Here is a 20,742-nt window from a genome sequence, read left to right as displayed (position 1 = left end):
TAAAAATTAAGCTCTAAAACTAAACTATCCTTTTATGCTTTTTAAAAAATATTGTTTTTTTCTTCTTGTTCTAATTGTTTCTCAAAACATATTTGCTCAAGAAGAAAAAGGCAAATCTATTACTACTGTTAAACCGGAAAAACTGGAAGAAGTTATTATCAGTTCCTTTCATATTAATGACAGCCTGCAAAATGCTCCGGCTTCTATTGGTATTTTATCCAAAAAAGAACTAACACAAAATAACGCTACTGATATCACGAATGTGGTAAATACAATTCCGGGTGTTTTTATACAGTCTTCCAATTTTACTACAACCCGAATTTCGATTCGCGGGATTGGAGCCAGAACGCCTTACGGAACCAATAAAATCAGGGCCTTTTACGGCAGTATTCCGCTGACTTCGGGAAACAGCGAAACGGTGATTGATGATATTGATTTAGAAAACCTGAACCAGATTGAGATTATTAAAGGACCGCTTTCTAGTATCTACGGAGCAGGGTTAGGCGGAGCGATTTTGATCTCACCGCAGCTTTCAAAAAATAATGACCAAACGGCCACTGTAAGCTCTGTATTTGGTTCTTTTGGATTATTGAAAAACAGTTTGAATTATAGTCTGAGTGAAAAAAAATCAAGTATAAATTTAAGTTATCATAATCTGAAATCCGATGGCTGGCGTCAAAACAGCACCTATAATCGTGAAGGAATTACCATTGCCGGAGAATTATTCCGAACACAAAACAGTAAACTTACTTATTTCTCTAATTATACCTATCTGAAAGGTTATATTCCGAGTTCTATTAATAAAGAGGCTTACGACAATAATCCACAATCAGGAGCTTCAACCTGGGTTGCTTCAAGAGGATTTAAAGAATACAAATCGACTTTGGCAGGACTAGCTTATGATTTCAAAATCAATGATCATTTGAATAATTCGACTTCTGTTTTTATCAATTACAAAGACAGCAATGAACCACGTCCTTTTGATGTGTTACGTCAATATACTTTTGCAACCGGAGCAAGAACTCAGTTTTCCGGAGCTTTCAAAATTGGTAAACTGAAAAATCAATTTATTTTCGGAATGGAATATTTTACCGATAAGTACAACGGAAATACTTTTGAAAATCTATACAAACAGAACAACGGGCAAGGCAGTTTGCAAGGAAATCAATTGACTGAAACCGATCAGAAGAGGCATTTTTATAATATTTTTTCGCAAATCAGATCGTTACTTTCTGAAAAATTTGAGCTTCAATTTGGTTTAAATTACAATGAAACGAATTTTGAACTGACTAACTTTCTTCCTCAAAAAACGGCAAATGAAAAATACAGTTATGATGGAATTTTTTCGCCACAGCTTTCTTTATTATTCAAACCAAATCAACAGCAAACACTATACTTTTCAGCAAGCCGTGGATTTTCACTTCCTGCGACAGAAGAAACACTGACAAGTGAAGGAAAAATCAACACCAACATTAAACCTGAAAACGGTTACAATTTTGAAGTTGGCGGAAAATTTTACTTTTTCAACAAAAAACTTTATACCGAATTTGCAGTATATCGAATGGAAATTAAAGATTTACTGGTGGCGAAAAGAATTGGCGATGATCAGTATGAAGGTGTAAATGCCGGAAAAACACTGCATGAAGGAATTGAAATTACATTGAAACACAATTGGCAAATCAGTTCATTTTTAAACCTGAACTCGTACATTGGAGGTTCTGTTGGAAAATATGAGTTCAAAGAATTTGTAGATAATGGAAATGATTATTCCGGAAATAAATTAACCGGAGTTCCATTCAATAAAATTAATGCCGGCCTGATTTTCTATACCCGATTAGGACTTTATCTGAATGCAGATTATCAATTTGTAGATAAAATTCCGATGAACGATTCGAACACTGCTTTTTCAGATTCTTATAGTATTGTAAACTTAAAAACAGGATATCGTTTTGAAATTCTGCCAAATCTAAATACCAATTTTGCCTTTGGCATCAACAATGTGACCAATGAAAAATATGCTTCTTTAATTTTACCAAATGCACTTCAGGTCGGGACTTCATCGCCGAGATATTATTATCCAGGACTTCCTGTAAATTACTACGGAACTGTATCCTTAAATTATTTATTTTAGGAGCTGAATCAAATTAAACTTAAAAAATGCTTTCTGAACTACAGGAAAAACTGGATTATGTAAATGCTTACAGGGAAAATCGGCTAATAGCTGCACAGGAAATTTTAGAAAATCCTGCACTTTTCAGTGAATTAGTTTCAATCTGTTTTACGCCTTCAGACAAAAACAATCATAAAGCCTGCTGGATTTTAGAATTTGTTTCTTACGAAGAATTACTTTGGCTGCAGCCGCATCTTGATTTTTTCTGTACGAACTTGAAAATTTTAAAAGACGAAAGTTCACTTCGTCCAATTGCAAAAGTCGTTCAGCTTTTAATCAAATCACATTATCAAAAAGACGAAAATAAAATCTGTTTATCCGAAGAAAATCTTCAGGACTGCATAGAAACGAGTTTTGACTGGCTGATTAATGATGTAAAAGTTGCTACAAAAGCCTATTCGATTAGGACTCTATACCTTTTGGGCAAGTATTATGACTGGATTCATCCTGAACTAAAAGTTATTCTTGATAAAGATTTTGGAGATCATTCCGCAGCATACAAGGCGGTTGCTAAAGAAGTTTTGAAGAAAATAAAATAGTGTTTTTTCGCAATTCAATCCTTTAAAGTATCTTTGCAAAAACATAACGCAAAATGAATTATTTTTCTTCTGATTTTAAATTAGGAATATTAGGCGGCGGACAATTGGGCAAAATGCTTTTGTTCGACACCAGAAAATTTGACATACAAACTTACGTTTTAGATCCAAGTGACGAAGCACCGAGTAAAATTGCCTGCAACAAATTTTTTCAGGGCGATTTAATGGATTATGAAACGGTTTACAACTTCGGGAAACAAGTTGATGTTTTGACTTTCGAAATCGAATTGGTAAATCTGGAAGCCTTAACGCAATTAGAAAACGAAGGCTTAAAAGTATATCCCTCTCCTAAAACCTTAAAAGGAATTCAGAATAAAGGAATCCAAAAGCAATTTTACGCAGCTAATAATATCCCAACTGCTCCTTTTGAACGATTTGAGAATCTTGAAAATCTAAAATCAACAATCGTTAATCAACAATCTAAAATCAATTTACCTTTCGTATGGAAATGTACGGAGTTTGGTTATGATGGAAATGGCGTAAAAGTGATTCGTCAGATTTCAGATTTAGATACGCTTCCAAATGTGGAATGTATTTCAGAAACTATGGTTCCTTTTAAAAACGAACTGGCGGTAATTGTATGCAGAAATCCGTCAGGAGAAATGAAAACCTATCCGGTTGTTGAAATGGAATTCCATCCGGAAGCCAATCAGGTTGAATACGTAATCTGTCCAGCAAGAATAGATGAAAAAGTTGCCGAAAAAGCCAGAGCAATTGCTTTACAAGTTTCGGAGAATTTTAATCACGTTGGCCTTCTGGCTGTTGAAATGTTCCAGACTCAGGACGATGAAATTTTGGTAAACGAAGTTGCTCCACGTCCGCACAATTCCGGTCATTATTCTATTGAAGCCAGTTATACTTCACAATTCGAAAATCATTTACGCGCTATTTTAGATCTTCCGTTAGGAAATACAGACAGCAAAGTGGCCGGAATCATGGTAAATTTAGTCGGTGCTGAAGGATTTTCTGGAAATGTAGTCTATGAAAACATCGAAACCATTTTAGGATGGAACGGCGTTACACCACATATTTACGGTAAAAAACAAACGCGCCCTTTCAGAAAAATGGGCCACGTTACGATTGTAAATGAAAATATGCAGGAAGCGAGAAGGATTGCTGAGGAAGTTAAGAATACTATTAAAGTGATTAGTAACTAGTCCCTAGTGATTAGTCCCTAGTAGTTAGTAAATAGTACTTAGTCAGTTTACCTATGATTTTTTAATTAGCTTTGTAAAAATTGAATTCATGAAAATCTCAAAATTACATATCGATCAGTTTAGACATCTGGAAAATCTGGATTTTGATTTTACATATCCTGAAGATTTTCATATTGAAGAAAAAAGAGGGAAGCCTTTAGATAAAATATGTTTTATTGGACAAAGTGCTGCTGGGAAGACTGGTTTATTGGAATTGATTAATTCAAGTATCGATGCTTTTTTTGATTTAAGAATTATAAATGATAATCAAATAGCAGATATAGGAGTTTTCGCTCCATATAAAATTGAATTAGATTTTGAAGCAAATTCAATACAATACAAACAAAAAGGATCTTCTATAGAAATCAATAATAAAAAATACACCCTCGAACAACGTCATAGTGGGGGAATTATTGGTGATGTAATAAATTATAAGAATAAATTATTCTATTTTACAGCATCAATTTTATCTAAACAAAACATCAAACTTTTTGAAGAAGAAACAGTTATATTAATAGAACGATATAAAAGCTTAAAAGAAAAGATAAAAGAAAATTTCTATTTTAGATTAACATTTGATGATAAAGTTGAAGATGCTGTTTGGATTGGATTATTGGAAGACAATATAAATTACCTTCAAAAATTTTTACAATTCGCATCTGAATTAATTAATAGCGGTAAGATACTGGACGGTTCTTCTCAAGTAAAAGTTGAGAACTGGAAAAGCAATAACATTAATCCATTAATAGAATTTTCTGAAAAATTCAACAACATTTTAGAAAAAATAAATTTGGAGGTAGATTTAGTAAACACAACAAACATAACACCTTTACATCATAAAATATCAGGAGAAAATATCCCAATTCAAAACACAAGCACTGGAACAAAACAACTTCTTTTAACTGCTTTACTCCTTTTCAAACTTGACACAAAAGATTCAATAATTTTAATCGACGAACCCGAAAGATCATTATATCCAGACATGCAAATGGATTTGATGGATCACTATAAAAATCTTGCGCCAGAAGCACAATTTATTGTCGCAACACATTCCCCTTTTATTGCAGCTTCATTTGAACCAGAAGAAAGGTTTATTTTATATTTTGACAATGAAGGTAAAGTTGCTGTTCGCAGAGGAAGTTCTCCAATTGGAGACGATCCAAATGACATGCTTTACAATGATTTTGGCATTAATTATATAAATAAATATGGGCAAGAAAAATATCAGGAATATTTAGAATTAAAACAAAAAATTTACTTCGAAACCGACCCAAAAAAGAAAGAAGAAATTTCAGAACAGTTAGAAAAATTAGGCGATGAATACAATTTCTAAATATGAGAAGAGTTTTTAAAAATCCAAATTCAGAGATTGTCGTTCAAAAAATAGTTTATAAAAAAGGTAGCAATAAAAAATTAGCTACGATTCTTCTAAAAGAACAAAAAAGCTTTTGCGCTTATACAGAAGAATATATTGGAGTTAATGATGCTGTCGACATAGAACATTTTAATCCTAATCTAAAATATTTAGAAGCAGATTCATATGAAAACTGGTTTATGGTAAAACACAAACCTAACAATCTTAAAACTACCAATTGGATCGAACCAATTCTTTATCCAATTGATGAAAATTTTGAAAATAGATTAATATACAATGATGGCTATTTTCTGCACAAGCCAGAAGATATTGAAGCAAAAAACTTAATTGATCTTTTAAATTTGAATGATGAAATTTTTGTAAAAAACAGAAAAAGATTTATTCAAAGAAGAAAAGAAAGAATTGTTGAAAAAGGAATTACCCCTTTTGATTATTTTACTGAGAAAATAGAACATGAAATAGATTCCTTAAAATATCTAAGAGCAATCCAAGAAGAATTTGATATAGATATTTGGAACATGATTCCAGAAATAGAATAATAATTTTCAGTCTCGGTATTAAGTCTCAGCAAAACTTGAAACCTGAAACTTGAAACAAACAAAACAAAAACACAAATGAGCAAAGTAGCCATTATAATGGGAAGCATCTCAGACATGCCAGTTATGCAGGATGCAATCGACATATTAAAACAATTTAATGTAGAAGTTGAAGTAGATATCGTTTCGGCACACAGAACGCCGGAAAAATTATTCGATTTCAGTAAAAATGCACATACCCGCGGGATTTCGGTAATTATTGCCGGAGCGGGGGGTGCGGCACATTTACCAGGAATGGTGGCTTCTATGTCCCCGCTTCCAGTAATTGGAGTTCCGGTAAAATCAAGCAATTCGATTGACGGCTGGGATTCGGTTTTATCAATTCTGCAAATGCCGGGTGGAGTTCCAGTTGCGACTGTCGCACTAAATGGTGCAAAAAATGCCGGAATTTTAGCAGCACAAATTATCGGAAGCCATGACAAAAAAGTTTTGGATACGATTATTGCTTACAAAGAAGAGTTGAAAGCTGCGGTTAATAAAGCGGCTGAAGGTTTGAAGAAGTAATTTCACAGAGAGACACAAAAGTTACACAGAGAGACACAAAGATTTTTGTGCGTCTTTGTGTTTTTTTCTTTGTGAAACTTTGTGAAATAAACTTAACGAATCATTATTATTCTTTTTTGAAAGAAAAACTTAACTTTGAGAAAAAAGCAAAATGAACATTCAAACTTCTAAAATAGAATTGGCTAAAATTGTTTTAGACATTGATAATCCTGATTTGATTCAGGAAATTGTTGATTTTATTCAATCCAAAGAAAATCTTTCGGAAGAACAGAAAACTAAGATTAACGAAGCTATTTATTCTTTAGAAAACAATGAAGGGATTGATCATGATGTGGTAATGGAAGAAACCAGAAATCGCTATTCAAAATACTTTAAATAATGAATGTAATCTGGGCTCCACAAGCTAAAAAAGACTTTTGGAACAATATCGATTATCTGGAAGCTGAATGGTCTGAAAAAGTTGCTTTTAATTTCATTGAAAAAGCAAATACCATAATTACTCTTTTACAAAATGACAATTTTTTATTTATTAAAACGAATTACAAAAGCGTCTATAAAATTGTCATTACAAAACACATTTCACTTTTTTACCGTATCGAAAACAACAATCTGGAATTACTTCGTTTTTGGAATAATTTTCAAAATCTGGAGAAATTCAAACTATGATTTCTAATTAAATTATATTTTAAAATGAGCGTATTAACACAATACTTCAACACCAAACATAATACTGCGCCTTTTTCGCAAATTAAAATCGAAGATTATTTTCCGGCTTTTCAGGAAGGAATTGCTTTGGCGAAAGCCGAAATTGATAGCATCGTAAATAATCAGGAAGCACCAACTTTTGAGAATACTATTCTGGCAATGGAATTTTCGGGTGAGATTCTGGATCGTCTTTCGAGTATTTTCTTCAATTTGAATTCGGCGGAAACGAATGACGAAATGCAGAAAATTGCTCAGGAAGTTTCGCCTTTATTAGCTGAATTCGGAAATGATATTACACTAAATGCGGAATTATTCGCCAAAATAAAAGCAGTTTACAATCAAAAGGAAAGTCTGAACCTCAACCCAGAACAAACTACGCTTTTAGACAAAAAATACAAAAGTTTCTCCAGAAACGGAGCTAATCTTGCCGAAGATAAAAAAGACCGCTTACGCGAAATAGACAAAGAATTATCGAAATTGAGTTTGCAGTTTGGCGAAAATGTTTTGGCCGAAACCAACAACTTCGAATTGCATTTAACGGATGAGAAAGATTTATCAGGTTTACCAGAAGGGACAATCGAAGCTGCTAGATTATTAGCCAAAAATCAGGAAAAAGAAGGCTGGATTTTTACTTTAGACTATCCAAGTTATGTTCCGTTTTTGACTTATGCCGACAATCGTGAACTGCGTAAAAAAATGGCGATTGCTTTTGGCGCAAAAGGTTTTCAAAAGAACGAATTCAACAATGAGGAAAATGTTCTGAAAATTGCCAAACTTCGTCATGAAAGAGCCAATTTATTAGGGTATAAAACACATGCTCATTTTGTTTTGGAAGAAAGAATGGCCGAAAGTCCAGAGAAAGTTTTTTCTTTTTTAAATGATTTATTGGCAAAAGCAAAACCTGCCGCTCAAAAAGAATTTACTGAATTAACTGCTTTTGCGAAAGAACTAGACGGAATCGAACAATTAGAAAAATGGGACGGCGCATATTATTCTGAAAAATTAAAACAACAGCTTTTCAATTTGGATGATGAAAAACTAAAACCGTATTTTCAGTTAGAAAAAGTTTTAGAAGGTGCTTTTACCGTTGCCAAAAAATTGTACGGTTTAACATTTACCGAAGTTTTTGATATCGATAAATACCACGAAGAAGTTACCACTTATGAAGTAAGAGATGCTGACAACAATTTGGTTTCGATTTTCTATGCTGATTTCTTCCCTAGAAAAGGAAAAAGAAACGGTGCGTGGATGACTTCATTCAAATCGCAATATGTAAAAGACGGCGTAAACGAAAGACCGCATATTTCGAACGTTTGTAACTTTACAAAACCAACCGAAACAAAACCTTCGTTATTAACTTTTAACGAAGTAACCACTTTATTCCACGAATTCGGGCACGGATTACACGGAATGCTGGCTAACACAACATATCCGAGTTTATCCGGAACTTCTGTCTTCTGGGATTTCGTAGAATTACCAAGTCAGATTATGGAGAATTGGTGTTATGAGCCAGAAGCTTTGGCTTTGTTTGCCAATCACTATGAAACCGGAGAAATTATTCCGATTGAGTATGTTGAGAAAATTAAGGAAAGTGCCAGTTTTCAGGAAGGTTTGGCAACTTTACGTCAGTTAAGTTTTGGATTATTGGATATGGCATGGCACGGACAAGATCCAACCAATATTACAGATTTAAAAGCTTTCGAAACAGAGCAGTTTGCCAACACGCAATTATATCCGGATGTAAAAGAAAATTCAATGAGTACCTCTTTTTCACATATTTTCCAGGGCGGCTATTCTTCTGGATATTATAGCTACAAATGGGCGGAAGTTCTGGATGCTGATGCTTTTGAATATTTTCAGGAAAACGGCATTTTCAATGAAGAAATAGCGAAAAAATTCAAAGACAATGTGCTTTCCAAAGGAGGAACAGAACATCCGATGACTTTATACAAACGTTTCAGAGGTCAGGAACCAAAACCGGAAGCTTTGTTGAAAAGAGCTGGATTGTTGTAGAAATTAGATGATTGATTAACGATTTTTGATTTCAGTTTTTTAAGAGTCTGACCGAAAAACAGAACCCATTTTCACCTCTGTATGTCGATAAGAATTTAATAAAAATTGTATCCATAACAATCTTTTGTCAAAATATTACCAGTAAAACCCTGAAAATCCCAAATGTTTTTCAGGGTTTTACTTTTCGAACTGCCTTCTCTTTTTAAAATAACTTTCTAAAAAGCTAATCTTTCTATACATTCGACAAAACAAGAATTAGAATGGATATCAAATTAATAAAAAAATACATCAGAGCAAATAGCAATCCTAACTCCAGAAGTAATTCGAATTATGTATATCCGGTAGTCATTCAATATTCTCCGAATAAATTTGAATTTGAATGCGAAGGCAGTTATGGCGAAAGTTACCTAATTACAATCAAAATAGAAAACAATAACGTAAACACTTCTTGTTCCTGCCCATACAAAAAAACATATTCCGGTATTTGTAAACATGTTATTGCCTCTCTAAAAATAATTATTGAAGATCATAATAGTGAGATTCCAATCTCAACCGCAAAAGAAGAAAAAACCTATACGTTGTTTGAGGAACTTCCTGTTGTTCCAAAACTCAAAACCAACCAGACCAGATTACAAGACGGCATTATCACACTAAACACTATTAATAGTTTGACAGTTGCTCCAAGATACCATGGCTACAGTTATGATGAATATAAAATAACCGCTGTATCCCAAACCGAAGTAAACACGCAAACTACCGGATGGAACAATTCAAAACAACTATTTAAATACGACTCTGAAACCGAAATTCTAGAATTTGAATGTACGTGTAACAAAACCAAAAAAGTTTGCGAACATATAGGCAAAGCGCTAGAGGAAATCACGGCTGTTTTTGGCGAAAATTTGTTTGCTAAAAACTATATCGAAGAAAAAACAAAAGAAGCAATCGCTAAATATGGTTTCACAACGGATGACGACTACAATAGTATTTTTAGTTTTAAACTAACTACCAAAGGATTTCAAGCCAATGCCAAAACCAAGAACATTACAACCGATTCCAAGGATTACTCCAGAATATTCAAAAATGAAGAAATAGACACCACTATAAATTTACCTTTCATAGAAAATAAGGAAACTGATTTTGGTTTAGGTGTTTGTTTTGAATTTGAGCGAAAAAAATTCATTCAGTTATTTCTTTTTCAGGCTAAATACAACAAAGCCAAAACCGATTTTTCTTCCTCAATCACACTAATAAATCATTATAATTTTGAAGATGCCTTGACGATTTACAGTTCAGAGGAAGAGCAAACTCTGATCGTAAAAACAATGCAAATCAATACAGCATTATCAAGATTTAGAACTACCAAAGACGTCAATTATTTAAAAATTGCCATTACCTCTAATCAAAAACTTTTAGAGGTTTTACAGCACAATTTTAGCTATACTTATGACCGTAGCAAAAATCTAGTCCGCAAAAACTTAATGCCTTGCGTTTATGAGAATAAAGCGATAAAATTATTTTTTACAATAAGCGAAACTCCTTACTTCTACACACTAAAAGCTAAAGTTTCGCTAAACGACAAGAACTACAATTTAGATGCTGCTGCCATACAAATATCGCCTTTATTTATTTTTGCAGATGACGTGATTGTACCTATAAATGATGCTAAACTTTCGTTATACCTGAATCATTTCAGAGATTATGCGGAAATTAATTATCTAAAAAAAGACACCCCTGATTTTTTTGAAAAAATTGTAAAACCGTTGTCTAAAAAATTTGAAATTCAATCGGCAATTTTCAAAAAAAGTAAAGTAAAAACTGAAGAAACAACTCTCGAAAAGCACGTTTACATTACTGATTTTGAAGGTCAACATATTGTTTTCAAGCCTGCCGTGCAGTACCCAAATCAACTGATTTCTGTTTTTTCAAATGAAATGCTCATTCAGGAATCAAAGAACGATACTAACAAGAAAAACATTTTATACCACGAGAGAAATCAGTCTTTTGAGGATAATTTTATTGAAGAATTCCGGAAATTGCATCCTGCATTTGCTGAGCAGGGCGAACTCTTTTTTCTTACACCGGAACAGTTAATGGAGAACTACTGGATGTTGCATGCCACCGATAGAATGCAGCAACAGGAAATGAAAGTTTTTGGAGCCAATAACCTGAAATCGTTCAAATTTAACATCAACAAACCTGTTATCAAAATTGGTTTAAAATCGGATACTGACTGGTTTGATCTGGAAATTGACATTAGTTTTGGCAACCAAAAAGTAGGTTTAAAAGAACTTCAAAAAGCATTTTTAAAACGAAGTAATTATGTGCCACTTGACGACGGAACACTTGGAATACTGCCAGAAGAATGGATGAAAAAATTCTCCAATTATTTTAGGGCTGGAGAAATTAAGAAAGATGGCATCAAACTTTCTAATTATCAATTTGGAATAATTGATGAATTGTTTGAAGAAATGGAGAAAAAACCTCCGTTTCTGATCGAATTGTTAGAAAAAAAGAAGCGTTTACAAAACATTTCTAACATAGAAGAAGTTCCGATTCCAAAAGGTATCAAAGCCAAATTAAGAGATTATCAGCACCACGGGTTAAATTGGCTTACCTTTTTGGACAAAAACCAATTGGGTGGTTGCTTGGCAGATGATATGGGATTAGGAAAAACATTGCAAGCCATCACATTTTTGCAATATTTGAAAGAGAAAGACAAAAAATGTCTGCCATCATTAATTATTGCACCCACTTCTTTGATTTTTAATTGGAAAAACGAAATTGCTAAATTTTGCCCATCACTAAAAATGCTGGCTTTTGTAGGTTCTAATCGAATGGAAAACAAAGACGATTTCTCTAAATATGATCTAATTATTTCTACTTATGGCTCATTATTGAATGATGTGGAATTTATGAAAGACTTCAAATTTAATTATATTATTCTGGACGAAAGCCAGGCTATTAAAAACCCAAATTCCAAACGATACAAAGCCGTTCGTTTATTGAATTCGTATAATCGACTAGTACTGACCGGTACGCCAATCGAAAACAACACCTTCGATTTATATGCTCAGATGAACTTTATCAATCCGGGATTATTGGGTAATATGACTCATTTTAAAACCGAATTTTCAGATGCGATTGACAAAGAAAAAAATCACGAAGCCTCGCATTTGTTAAGTAAAATGATCAATCCTTTCTTATTACGAAGAACCAAAGAGCAAGTGGCAAAAGAACTTCCGGAGAAAACGGAAAGCATTATTTATTGTGAAATGGGCAACGAACAGCGAAAGGTTTATGATAGTTTTAAAAACAAATACCGTGATTACCTCATCAATAAAATAGACGAAAACGGAGTCGAAAATGCTCAAATGTATATTTTGGAAGGATTGACTAAATTGAGACAAATATGCAATTCGCCTGCCTTAATTTCGGACGAGGAAGATTATGGAAATCAATCTGTTAAAATGGATTTATTACTTGAAAACATCAAAGAAAAAACAGGAAATCATAAAATATTAGTTTTTTCGCAATTTGTAAAAATGCTTCAACTCATTAAAACACGATTAGACGAAGAACAAATTTATTACGAATATCTCGACGGTCAAACGACCAATAGAGAAGAAAAAGTCAATAATTTTCAGAATAATACTGATGTTCGGGTATTTTTAATTAGCCTAAAAGCCGGAGGAACCGGACTTAATTTAACCGAAGCCGATTATGTTTTCCTGGTAGATCCGTGGTGGAATCCTGCTGTCGAAAACCAAGCTATTGACCGCTGTTACCGCATTGGACAAAAACAAAAAGTAATGGCATACCGAATGATTTGCAAAGACACTATCGAGGAAAAAATAGCGTTGCTACAAGGTAAAAAGAAAGCGGTTGCTACCAGTATTATCACTGTCGATGAAGAGAAAAAATCATTTGATTTGGATCAGGTAAAGTCATTTTTCTCTTAGAGCCTGTTTAAATTTTATTATACTTTTAAAAAGCAGAAACCGAAGCCGCAATACTTCAGTTTTTAAATTGAAACTATAAAGTAAATTTCACTTACATTCATAGCATTTTCTTTTAAACTTTAATCTTACAAAAAATATCATTTTGAAAAAATATTTTAAAATAACTCTTTATCTCACATTTTTTGGGTTGATTGCGATTGTTTCAGTAAATTATTATGTAACGTCGACAACCAAAAAAAATATTTATAATTCACTTCGAAGGTTTCCTAAAAATGATGTCGGAATTATTTTTGGTGCCGGAATTAAAGGAGACCAGCCGAGTAAATATTTAAAAGACAGACTTGATACCGGGATCTTATTGTACAAATCAAAACGAATCAATAAAATTTTGCTTTCGGGAGATAACGGCAGTGAAGAATATGATGAACTAACGGTAATGAAAAATTACTGTTTTAGACACGGAGTTGATACAACTAAAATATTCATTGATTATGCCGGCTTTGATACTTACTCGACAATGTATCGTGCCCAACATATTTTCAAAATAAGAAAAGCGACTTTAATATCTCAGAAATATCATTTAAACAGGGCAATTTACATCGGAGAGGGACTTGGTATAAAATGTGCAGGTTACTCTGCAAATTCAGGCGAATATAAAGGTTATAAGTATGTTTGTTTTAGGGAATATCTTTCAACTTTCAAATCCTTTTTTGATATTTTACGAAATCGTGAACCCCATTTTTTAGGAAACCCTATCCCTATTAATGGCCCTTCAAATTATTCTAAAGAGGATAAACGATAAAAAAGCACCGGAGTAAAATAAAAATACTTTGGTGCTTTTTTGTTTTATTCAAAGCGGTTTTATTCTTTATCATAAACTCGTTTGTTACTTTTCCAACAGTTAACTTTTTTTGTACAACAAAATAACTTTCAATTATTTTTGAAAGTTTAAAAACTTTTACTTACATTTGAAGTATGGAATTCAAAGAAGCAAAAAATAAGTTTGTACAAACCTGGGGAGCATTAGGTTCTCAATGGGGCATTAATAAAACCATGGCACAGATTCATGCATTATTAATGATTTCGAACGAAGCTGTTTCGATGGAAGACATTATGGACGAATTGCAGATTTCCAGAGGAAATGCCAGTATGAACCTTCGTGCTTTAATGGATTGGGGAATTGTGTATAAAGAATATAAAGCAGGAGAACGAAAAGAGTTCTTTACAGCCGAAAAAGATTTGGATGAATTAGCAGTTAAAATTTCAAGAGAAAGAAGCAAAAGAGAAATCAAACCTGCTCTTAAAATCTTAAAAGAAGTTTCGACTATTGAGGCAAAAGATTCTGCTGAGGAAAAACACTTTGTAGACCAGACTTCTAAATTGTATGATTTTGTTTTGAAAGCCGATAATATACTGGACAAAATGACCGAATTTAATGAAAACTGGCTAGGTCGTCTGGTTATGAAAATCATGAAATAAAAAAATTTAACCAAAACTTTCATTTTTTTCTGAAAGTTTAAAATAATCAATAAGTATGAAAACTATAAAAAAGTTAAATAATTTCGCTCTCATAATATGTTTTCTATTCTACTTAACATGTTACTTACGATTTGTCGGACAAACATTTATTACTGTGGTACGAGCAATTACAGCAATCTATCTAACTATTAAAATCTTTTCTAAAATAAATGATGACATCATTAAAAACCAAATAAAAACATACTGGATGATAATCATTTCTAATGCAGTTATATTATTTTCATTCTTCCATGAAATAATGTGGAATGATACTTTACAAATTGTCTTTATAACCATAATTCCAAATGTTACTACCATTTATTTTTTCAGAATACTGATTAAATACGAAAACTTACAATTTTCCAGGTAAAAATTAGTCCGACTATTTGGCCCTTAAAATTATAAATACCTTTTCAACCTGAAAAAAATCAAATCAAAGCAAACTCTCTTTTTCTAAAAGTTTAAAATAAATAAGCCATGACATTTAGCACACTACACAAAATCAATAAAATATTTTACTTTACCACACTAGCGTTATACCTTTTTGTTTATTTCGGTATGCTGTTTCAAATTATTCTGGGAATAGTACAATTAATAATAGGATTTACTCTTCTTGTAAGAAGGGATGAATTAAGTAAAACTAAAAAAACAAAACTCATTATTTACTGGATCTTGGTAATAATGGCCTTCTTCTTAATTTTAATCAGTTCCAAATTTAAATATGTTGTAGGTAATTTATTTTTCGTTTTTGTGCTCCCAATGGCAATTGCAACTTACTTCTATTTTTTCACAGCAAATATTAACTCTGAATCATTTCTGGAAGCAGAATGGGAAAATCTAGCTTTATTTAATTATGAGATTAATAAAGAAATTTTAGAAAAATATGTTCCCGCCGGAACAGAAATAGATACTTGGAACAACAACTGTTACGTAAGTTTAGTTGGTTTTATGTTCAAAAATACAAAAGTTGTAGGTGTAAAATTCCCTTTTCATGTCAATTTTGAAGAAGTTAATTTGAGATTCTATGTAAAACATTTTGAGAATGGTGAATGGAAACGCGGAGTTGTTTTTATCAAGGAAATTGTTCCGAAAAAAGCAATCACTTTTATTGCTAATACATTGTATCAGGAACATTATGAAACTCAAGAAATGAGACATGAAGTTGTAGAAAATGTGGAGACAAAAACTTTTATATATGAATGGAAAAATGATAAAAACTGGAATACAATTCATTTAGAAACTAGAAAAGATTTTAAAGAAATTGAGGTAGATTCTGAAGCTGAGTTTATTACAGAACATTATTTCGGATATACAAAAATCAATCAAAAAACCACTTTTGAATACGAAGTAATACATCCCAGATGGGAACAGCTTGACGTTTTAAAGCATCATGTTGATATTGATTTTGAAAACACATACGGAACCGATTTTGGATTTCTTCAGGCTCAAAAACCAACCTCTGTATTTCTGGCAAAAGGTTCAAAAATCACAGTAAAGAATAAACGAAAACTGGAATTTTTAAATGTATTAGAACACGAAATGTTAATCTGAAATTATTATGAACCTCAACATCATCGCCTACGCCATTTACCTCAGCATTACAATATTTATTATCCTGAGAGTTGGAAAAATCTGCTACAAAAACGGCAATATTTATGTCGCAGAACTGATTCCAAATCATGCTGACATCTGTCAAAAAATCAATCAGGTTTTGCTTTTAGGCTATTACCTTTTAAATATTGGTTATTGTGCCATGACATTGATTTCCTGGCAAAAAATAATATCTCTCACGCAATTAACCGAAATCATCTGTTTCAAAACGGCTGTCATTATTTTTATTATATCAGTATTGCATTATCTCAATATTATAATTATAACAAAGTACATTCATAAACTCATTAAATAACAACTAAAATCAAATATCATGGAAACTACAAAAATTTTAATCGGTTACAGTATTTATTTACCAATTGCATTATTCCTTACCTATTATGTTTCTAAAACACTTTTCAAAAATGGTAAAATATTCATGCTGGATATTTTTAAAGGCCGTGAAGATATAGCCGATGCAACGAACAAACTTTTTGAAACCGGTTTTTATCTTTTAAATATTGGTTTTGCACTTATGATTCTTCAAATGAATATTTACGAAAACAGCTATCAGGAATTGATTGAACGATTAAGCTACAAAATAGGTGGATTTTCTATATATCTTGGCTTCATGTTATTCTTTAATTTGTATTTCTTTTTTAGAGGAAAAAGAAAAGCAAAAGAAGCACAGCAGGAAGAAAGATTGGTTTTTAAAGCTTAAATTTATAATGAACCTGACGGGTTGTACAATCTGTCAGGTTAAATATCAAAAAAATGAAAAAACTCATTATCGCAGCCGGAACAGGTTTTTTAGGACAGGTTTTGGTAAATCATTTTAAAAATCAATTTGATGAAATCGTAATTCTGACCCGGGGAAACTCAAAAAAAATTGACGGAATCAAGCATGTAAACTGGAATGCCAGAACTTTTTCAGGTTGGGAAAAGGAACTGGAAAATACAACAGTTTTAATCAACCTAGCAGGAAAATCGGTGGATTGCCGTTATACCAAAGAAAATAAAAAAGAAATTCTATTATCCCGAATTGAAAGCACAAAAATTTTAAACAAGGCGGTTTTAAATTGCAAAAATCCGCCGAAACACTGGCTGAATTCATCAACGGCAACAATCTACCGTTTTTCGTTAGACAAAGAAATGGATGAAAGAGACGGTGAAATCGGAAATGACTTTTCTATCAATGTGGCGCTTTCCTGGGAAAAAGCATTCTTTAAAACCGAAACGCCAAATACTTTAAAAACCGCTTTGCGAACTTCAATAGTGTTAGGAAAAAAAGAAGGTGCATTTATTCCGTTGAAGAATTTGGCAAAGTTGGGTTTGGGAGGAAAACAAGGAAAAGGAAATCAATTTGTAAGCTGGATTCACGAAGAGGATTTTGCAAGAGCAGTTGCTTTTATTATTGAAAAAGAAATGACCGGCGTTGTAAATGTAGTTTCACCAAAACCAATTCGGAATGCTAATTTTATGCATAAGCTTCGAAAAGCGATTGGTTTTCCATTCGGAATACCTGTAAACACATTTTTACTAAAAATTGGTTCATTCATCATTAGAACAGAAGCTGAATTGGTTTTAAAAAGCAGAAATGTGATTCCGAAAAGACTTTTGGAAAATGGGTTTGAATTTAAGTTTAGAACTATTGAAACAGCTCTTCAAAATTTATTGCGTTAATGACAACCATAAACCTCACAACAAAAATAAACGCATCAAAAAAAACTGTTTTTGATGTTTCAAGAAATATCGACATTCATCAACAATCTGCCAGTAAGTCAAATGAAAAAGCAATTGCAGGCATAACTTCAGGATTGATAAATTTAAACGAAACCGTAACCTGGCGCGGAAAGCATTTTGGTTTCTGTCTCACTCATAAAAGCCGAATTACAGCAATGGATTTTTATGACTATTTTGTGGATGAGATGCAAGAAGGAAAATTTAAAACCTTCAGGCACGAGCATTTTTTTGAAGAAAAAAACGGAGTCACCATAATGACAGATCAACTGCAATATGAAACTCCGTTTAGCATTATCGGAAAATTATTCGATGCTTTATTTTTAAAAAAACATCTGATTGGTTTTCTAATAGTAAGAAATAAAATGCTCAAAAAAACAGCAGAAAACCAGTAGACCAATTTTAAAATACTTATTTTAATCAATAGGAACTTTAAATTTTCCCCCAAAAAAAAGTAGTCCATCATTGATTATTTTGGTAAAGCACGAATACATTCTTAAGGCTTCAGAATACTGTTGCCTGTATTAACAATTTCTTTTTTTAAAAATAAGATAAACATAATCGCTAAAAATAAAAAATGTTATGAAACAAGAAATTTGATCCACCAAACAGACATTCCCTGGCATAAAAATAAAAATCCTTTTTGAAACTTTTATCTTCTATCCCATAAAACTGGTGTTTTTGTAGTATTGGGATCTATATATAAATCAGCTGCTGTAACTAACAAAACCTCAACTTCCATAAAACGTTCATTATAATTTAATAGCCGTTTTAATGCTGCACATTTTTCCTGAAGAAAATCCTGCATTTGGTTTTTGGATACATTTTGTACAATTAACATCCGAATGATTTCCTTAAAGTTTTCATCAGTTGACAATTGAATCTGAAAAGTTGTGGATCCATTTGTAAGCGAAATGAATTCATCTAAATCATAGTGTTGTTCTCCTATTATAAAAGATTTTGTCTCTCTCGATTTTAACTCCAAAAAAGATTTTCCCTGTACATTAACCCATCTTCCCAAATCGCCAATTGCGTATCTAAAAACAGGAAATCTTTTGCGAAAAGTATTCGTTACCGCAATGGTGCCATATCCGTTTGTATCTGGATTCAAAATTTCGACTATAATTCCGTTAATTACTGAAAATAATGATGGATTTTTAGTACAATTTGACCATGCCCAAATTCCTGTTTCGGCTGAACCATACATTGAATAAATTTGTTTAAATCCGAATGTCCTCTGCAGAAATTGTTCGATATTAGGTCGTAGAAATTCGCCCGCGTAAAACAAATTTTGTATCTGCAGTTTTTTGTTATTTTCTTCTAAAAACTGAGCAAAACATAACAATTTTGAAGGAGTCCCTAGTATAAAATCTGGCTGAAAGTAACGAGCAGCCTGCTCCATATCCTGATAACCTGCATGTGCGCTCAATGCTAATGTAGTAGCTTGACATTTTTCTAAAATATCATCCATAATAGCAGCTGTCCGGTACATATCTGAATAGCCAAAAATATTTAAAGCCACTGTTTTAGGAGTAAAAAAATTGTGAGCACTCAAATCGGCAGCCATGGCAAAGCGTTGATTTTGATTTTCTTGTATGTCTACCGGAAAGACCAAAGGGCTTTGAGTACTTCCGCCAGAGCGCACCAAATAAACTCCCGTCTTTTGTTCGTGAAGCTTAAACTTTGTTTTTAAAATTGGCATTAATTCTTTTTTGCTCAACAAGGGAGCGTCTGCAGCAGAATCATATCCTTTATAAAATTCACTATACAAAGGATTATTTTTGGCTAATAGAAAATAATCCTGTAAAAAGGCGTTCTGTGTTTTTTTAGCAATACTGGATGGATACATCGTTAGTGTTTTTTATTTCCTTTTTTTGAAATAATAATAGCTTTTGATTAAAAGAGGAGCGTGATGTAAGACAAACAACGCTTTTTGTTTCCAGGACGGTAACCGCTCCATGGCATGTTCTAACCAGCGTTGCGACAGCATTCCTATTAAATATTGATCGTACAGATTAGAACTTTTCTCATACCGCTTTATCGAAACCGGAATTTCAATTTCTTTCCAGCTTGCATAACTAATTCGGGACAGACTTCCTTCAACTTCTCTTACCTCAATGCATGCTTTATTGAGCAATCCTACAACAGCTTCTTTTTTCATGTTTTTGAGCACACGGTACCAAAAATCAATGCCTTCATTTAAAGCAGCATTTTCATTGTAACGAATATCATCTAAATATTTTTTTCGTATAACCACATTACTTCCTACACCCATTATAAAATCTGGCGCACTGATTGTATGCAGCACATTGGGTATTAAATACAATTGATCCGAAAGTAAAGTCAATTCGTTTGCAAAAGATTTGACATTGGGCAAATAATAATTGGAGGGAAGCAATAAAATTCCCAAGATTAAAACATCTATGTTATTTTCCTCCATGATTGCACCCGCCTCCCTTAAACCAGAAGGTGTGTAACAATCATCTGCATCCAAAAAACTGATTAGCTCTCCCGTGGCTTTTTCGATCCCTAAATTTCTTGCATTGCCCGGGCCTTTATTTTCATTCAATTCAATAATTTGAATCTCCGTTTGCAAAAACTGTGGTGCAAAAAACGATACTGAATCTTTGAGATTATTGAGACTTTTATCAGTACTGGCATCATCTACAATGATAATTTGTGATGGTTTTTTTTCCTGAAATGCCAGTGAGCGTATGGTGTCATAAATGTAGTTTTCTTTGTTGTAAAGGGGTATAACAATTGTATGTTTCATATTT

At 32.7% G+C, this 20,742-nt stretch carries 19 protein-coding genes; 17 read left to right on the top strand and 2 right to left on the bottom strand.

Features of this window, described 5'->3' with window-relative positions; genetic code table 11:
* The first annotated feature begins 34 nt into the window (after positions 1-34).
* The 17 genes from ACNC7R_RS03155 to ACNC7R_RS03075 all read left to right on the top strand — a co-directional run bounded on the left by ACNC7R_RS03155 (position 35) and on the right by ACNC7R_RS03075 (position 18,360).
* Entirely contained in the window at positions 35-2,131 is a 2,097-nt protein-coding gene (locus ACNC7R_RS03155) for a TonB-dependent receptor (RefSeq protein ID WP_417939562.1), read from the top strand.
* Between the two features lie 26 nt (positions 2,132-2,157).
* Entirely contained in the window at positions 2,158-2,709 is a 552-nt protein-coding gene (locus tag ACNC7R_RS03150; RefSeq protein WP_417939561.1) for a hypothetical protein, read from the top strand.
* Positions 2,710-2,762: 53 nt separating this feature from the next.
* Positions 2,763-3,923 carry a 5-(carboxyamino)imidazole ribonucleotide synthase gene (locus tag ACNC7R_RS03145; RefSeq protein WP_417939560.1) on the top strand — a complete coding sequence of 387 codons (1,161 nt, stop codon included), beginning with the start codon at positions 2,763-2,765 and terminating at the stop codon, positions 3,921-3,923.
* An 88-nt stretch (positions 3,924-4,011) separates the two neighbouring features.
* Complete coding sequence (locus tag ACNC7R_RS03140) at positions 4,012-5,295, top strand: AAA family ATPase (protein WP_417939559.1); 1,284 nt, start codon at positions 4,012-4,014, stop codon at positions 5,293-5,295.
* 2 nt (positions 5,296-5,297) lie between these two features.
* Entirely contained in the window at positions 5,298-5,876 is a 579-nt protein-coding gene (locus ACNC7R_RS03135) for a hypothetical protein (RefSeq protein ID WP_417939558.1), read from the top strand.
* A gap of 75 nt (positions 5,877-5,951) precedes the next feature.
* A complete protein-coding gene (gene purE, locus ACNC7R_RS03130) occupies positions 5,952-6,437 on the top strand; it encodes a 5-(carboxyamino)imidazole ribonucleotide mutase (protein ID WP_134150459.1) in 486 nt (161 codons plus the stop codon).
* Between the two features lie 151 nt (positions 6,438-6,588).
* Positions 6,589-6,816 (top strand): hypothetical protein, encoded by a 228-nt coding sequence (locus tag ACNC7R_RS03125; RefSeq protein WP_110305563.1) that lies wholly within the window; start codon positions 6,589-6,591, stop codon positions 6,814-6,816.
* Positions 6,816-7,103 (top strand): type II toxin-antitoxin system RelE/ParE family toxin, encoded by a 288-nt coding sequence (locus ACNC7R_RS03120; RefSeq protein ID WP_417939557.1) that lies wholly within the window; start codon positions 6,816-6,818, stop codon positions 7,101-7,103. The genes ACNC7R_RS03125 and ACNC7R_RS03120 overlap by 1 nt, the downstream gene beginning before the upstream one ends.
* 24 nt (positions 7,104-7,127) lie before the next feature.
* Complete coding sequence (locus ACNC7R_RS03115) at positions 7,128-9,155, top strand: M3 family metallopeptidase (protein WP_417939556.1); 2,028 nt, start codon at positions 7,128-7,130, stop codon at positions 9,153-9,155.
* 260 nt (positions 9,156-9,415) lie between these two features.
* On the top strand, positions 9,416-13,117 hold the full coding sequence (locus ACNC7R_RS03110) for an SNF2-related protein (RefSeq protein WP_417939555.1): 3,702 nt from the start codon (positions 9,416-9,418) through the stop codon (positions 13,115-13,117).
* Positions 13,118-13,259: 142 nt separating this feature from the next.
* Positions 13,260-13,919, top strand: a complete 660-nt coding sequence (locus ACNC7R_RS03105) for a SanA/YdcF family protein (protein WP_417939554.1) — start codon at positions 13,260-13,262, stop codon at positions 13,917-13,919.
* Positions 13,920-14,092: 173 nt separating this feature from the next.
* A complete protein-coding gene (locus ACNC7R_RS03100) occupies positions 14,093-14,596 on the top strand; it encodes a GbsR/MarR family transcriptional regulator (RefSeq protein WP_417939553.1) in 504 nt (167 codons plus the stop codon).
* 516 nt (positions 14,597-15,112) lie between these two features.
* Entirely contained in the window at positions 15,113-16,186 is a 1,074-nt protein-coding gene (locus ACNC7R_RS03095) for a YqjF family protein (protein WP_417939552.1), read from the top strand.
* A gap of 7 nt (positions 16,187-16,193) precedes the next feature.
* Positions 16,194-16,541 (top strand): hypothetical protein, encoded by a 348-nt coding sequence (locus ACNC7R_RS03090; protein ID WP_417939551.1) that lies wholly within the window; start codon positions 16,194-16,196, stop codon positions 16,539-16,541.
* Positions 16,542-16,559: 18 nt separating this feature from the next.
* Positions 16,560-16,946, top strand: a complete 387-nt coding sequence (locus ACNC7R_RS03085) for a hypothetical protein (RefSeq protein WP_417939550.1) — start codon at positions 16,560-16,562, stop codon at positions 16,944-16,946.
* Positions 16,947-16,999: 53 nt separating this feature from the next.
* Complete coding sequence (locus ACNC7R_RS03080; protein ID WP_417939549.1) at positions 17,000-17,908, top strand: TIGR01777 family oxidoreductase; 909 nt, start codon at positions 17,000-17,002, stop codon at positions 17,906-17,908.
* Positions 17,908-18,360, top strand: a complete 453-nt coding sequence (locus ACNC7R_RS03075; RefSeq protein ID WP_417939548.1) for an SRPBCC family protein — start codon at positions 17,908-17,910, stop codon at positions 18,358-18,360. The genes ACNC7R_RS03080 and ACNC7R_RS03075 overlap by 1 nt, the downstream gene beginning before the upstream one ends.
* Positions 18,361-18,617: 257 nt before the next feature.
* Here the strand turns inward: ACNC7R_RS03075 and ACNC7R_RS03070 are convergent, their stop codons facing one another.
* Both ACNC7R_RS03070 and ACNC7R_RS03065 read right to left on the bottom strand, forming a co-directional pair.
* The gene (locus ACNC7R_RS03070) at positions 18,618-19,814 is read right to left on the bottom strand and encodes a hypothetical protein (protein WP_417939547.1); all 1,197 of its coding nucleotides are present in this window, start codon (positions 19,812-19,814) and stop codon (positions 18,618-18,620) included.
* A gap of 12 nt (positions 19,815-19,826) precedes the next feature.
* Positions 19,827-20,738: a glycosyltransferase family 2 protein gene (locus ACNC7R_RS03065; protein WP_417939546.1), complete on the bottom strand. Its 912-nt coding sequence runs from the start codon at positions 20,736-20,738 to the stop codon at positions 19,827-19,829.
* Between the last annotated feature and the right edge of the window lie 4 nt (positions 20,739-20,742).

Origin of the sequence: Flavobacterium adiutor, assembly GCF_048282555.1 — a bacterium.
GTDB lineage: Bacteria > Bacteroidota > Bacteroidia > Flavobacteriales > Flavobacteriaceae > Flavobacterium.
Note: the sequence above shows the minus strand (reverse complement) of the source record. Positions and strands in the feature narration are given on the sequence as shown.

Coding starts and splice junctions, on each gene's coding strand:
- ACNC7R_RS03140 (WP_417939559.1), top strand. CDS start 4,012: ATGAAAATCTCAAAATTACATATCGATCAGTTTAGACATCTGGAAAAT.
- ACNC7R_RS03100 (WP_417939553.1), top strand. CDS start 14,093: ATGGAATTCAAAGAAGCAAAAAATAAGTTTGTACAAACCTGGGGAGCA.
- ACNC7R_RS03150 (WP_417939561.1), top strand. CDS start 2,158: ATGCTTTCTGAACTACAGGAAAAACTGGATTATGTAAATGCTTACAGG.
- ACNC7R_RS03110 (WP_417939555.1), top strand. CDS start 9,416: ATGGATATCAAATTAATAAAAAAATACATCAGAGCAAATAGCAATCCT.
- ACNC7R_RS03115 (WP_417939556.1), top strand. CDS start 7,128: ATGAGCGTATTAACACAATACTTCAACACCAAACATAATACTGCGCCT.
- ACNC7R_RS03155 (WP_417939562.1), top strand. CDS start 35: ATGCTTTTTAAAAAATATTGTTTTTTTCTTCTTGTTCTAATTGTTTCT.
- ACNC7R_RS03125 (WP_110305563.1), top strand. CDS start 6,589: ATGAACATTCAAACTTCTAAAATAGAATTGGCTAAAATTGTTTTAGAC.
- ACNC7R_RS03085 (WP_417939550.1), top strand. CDS start 16,560: ATGGAAACTACAAAAATTTTAATCGGTTACAGTATTTATTTACCAATT.
- ACNC7R_RS03120 (WP_417939557.1), top strand. CDS start 6,816: ATGAATGTAATCTGGGCTCCACAAGCTAAAAAAGACTTTTGGAACAAT.
- ACNC7R_RS03080 (WP_417939549.1), top strand. CDS start 17,000: ATGAAAAAACTCATTATCGCAGCCGGAACAGGTTTTTTAGGACAGGTT.
- ACNC7R_RS03075 (WP_417939548.1), top strand. CDS start 17,908: ATGACAACCATAAACCTCACAACAAAAATAAACGCATCAAAAAAAACT.
- ACNC7R_RS03070 (WP_417939547.1), bottom strand. CDS start 19,814: ATGTATCCATCCAGTATTGCTAAAAAAACACAGAACGCCTTTTTACAG.
- purE (WP_134150459.1), top strand. CDS start 5,952: ATGAGCAAAGTAGCCATTATAATGGGAAGCATCTCAGACATGCCAGTT.
- ACNC7R_RS03145 (WP_417939560.1), top strand. CDS start 2,763: ATGAATTATTTTTCTTCTGATTTTAAATTAGGAATATTAGGCGGCGGA.
- ACNC7R_RS03065 (WP_417939546.1), bottom strand. CDS start 20,738: ATGAAACATACAATTGTTATACCCCTTTACAACAAAGAAAACTACATT.
- ACNC7R_RS03090 (WP_417939551.1), top strand. CDS start 16,194: ATGAACCTCAACATCATCGCCTACGCCATTTACCTCAGCATTACAATA.
- ACNC7R_RS03135 (WP_417939558.1), top strand. CDS start 5,298: ATGAGAAGAGTTTTTAAAAATCCAAATTCAGAGATTGTCGTTCAAAAA.
- ACNC7R_RS03095 (WP_417939552.1), top strand. CDS start 15,113: ATGACATTTAGCACACTACACAAAATCAATAAAATATTTTACTTTACC.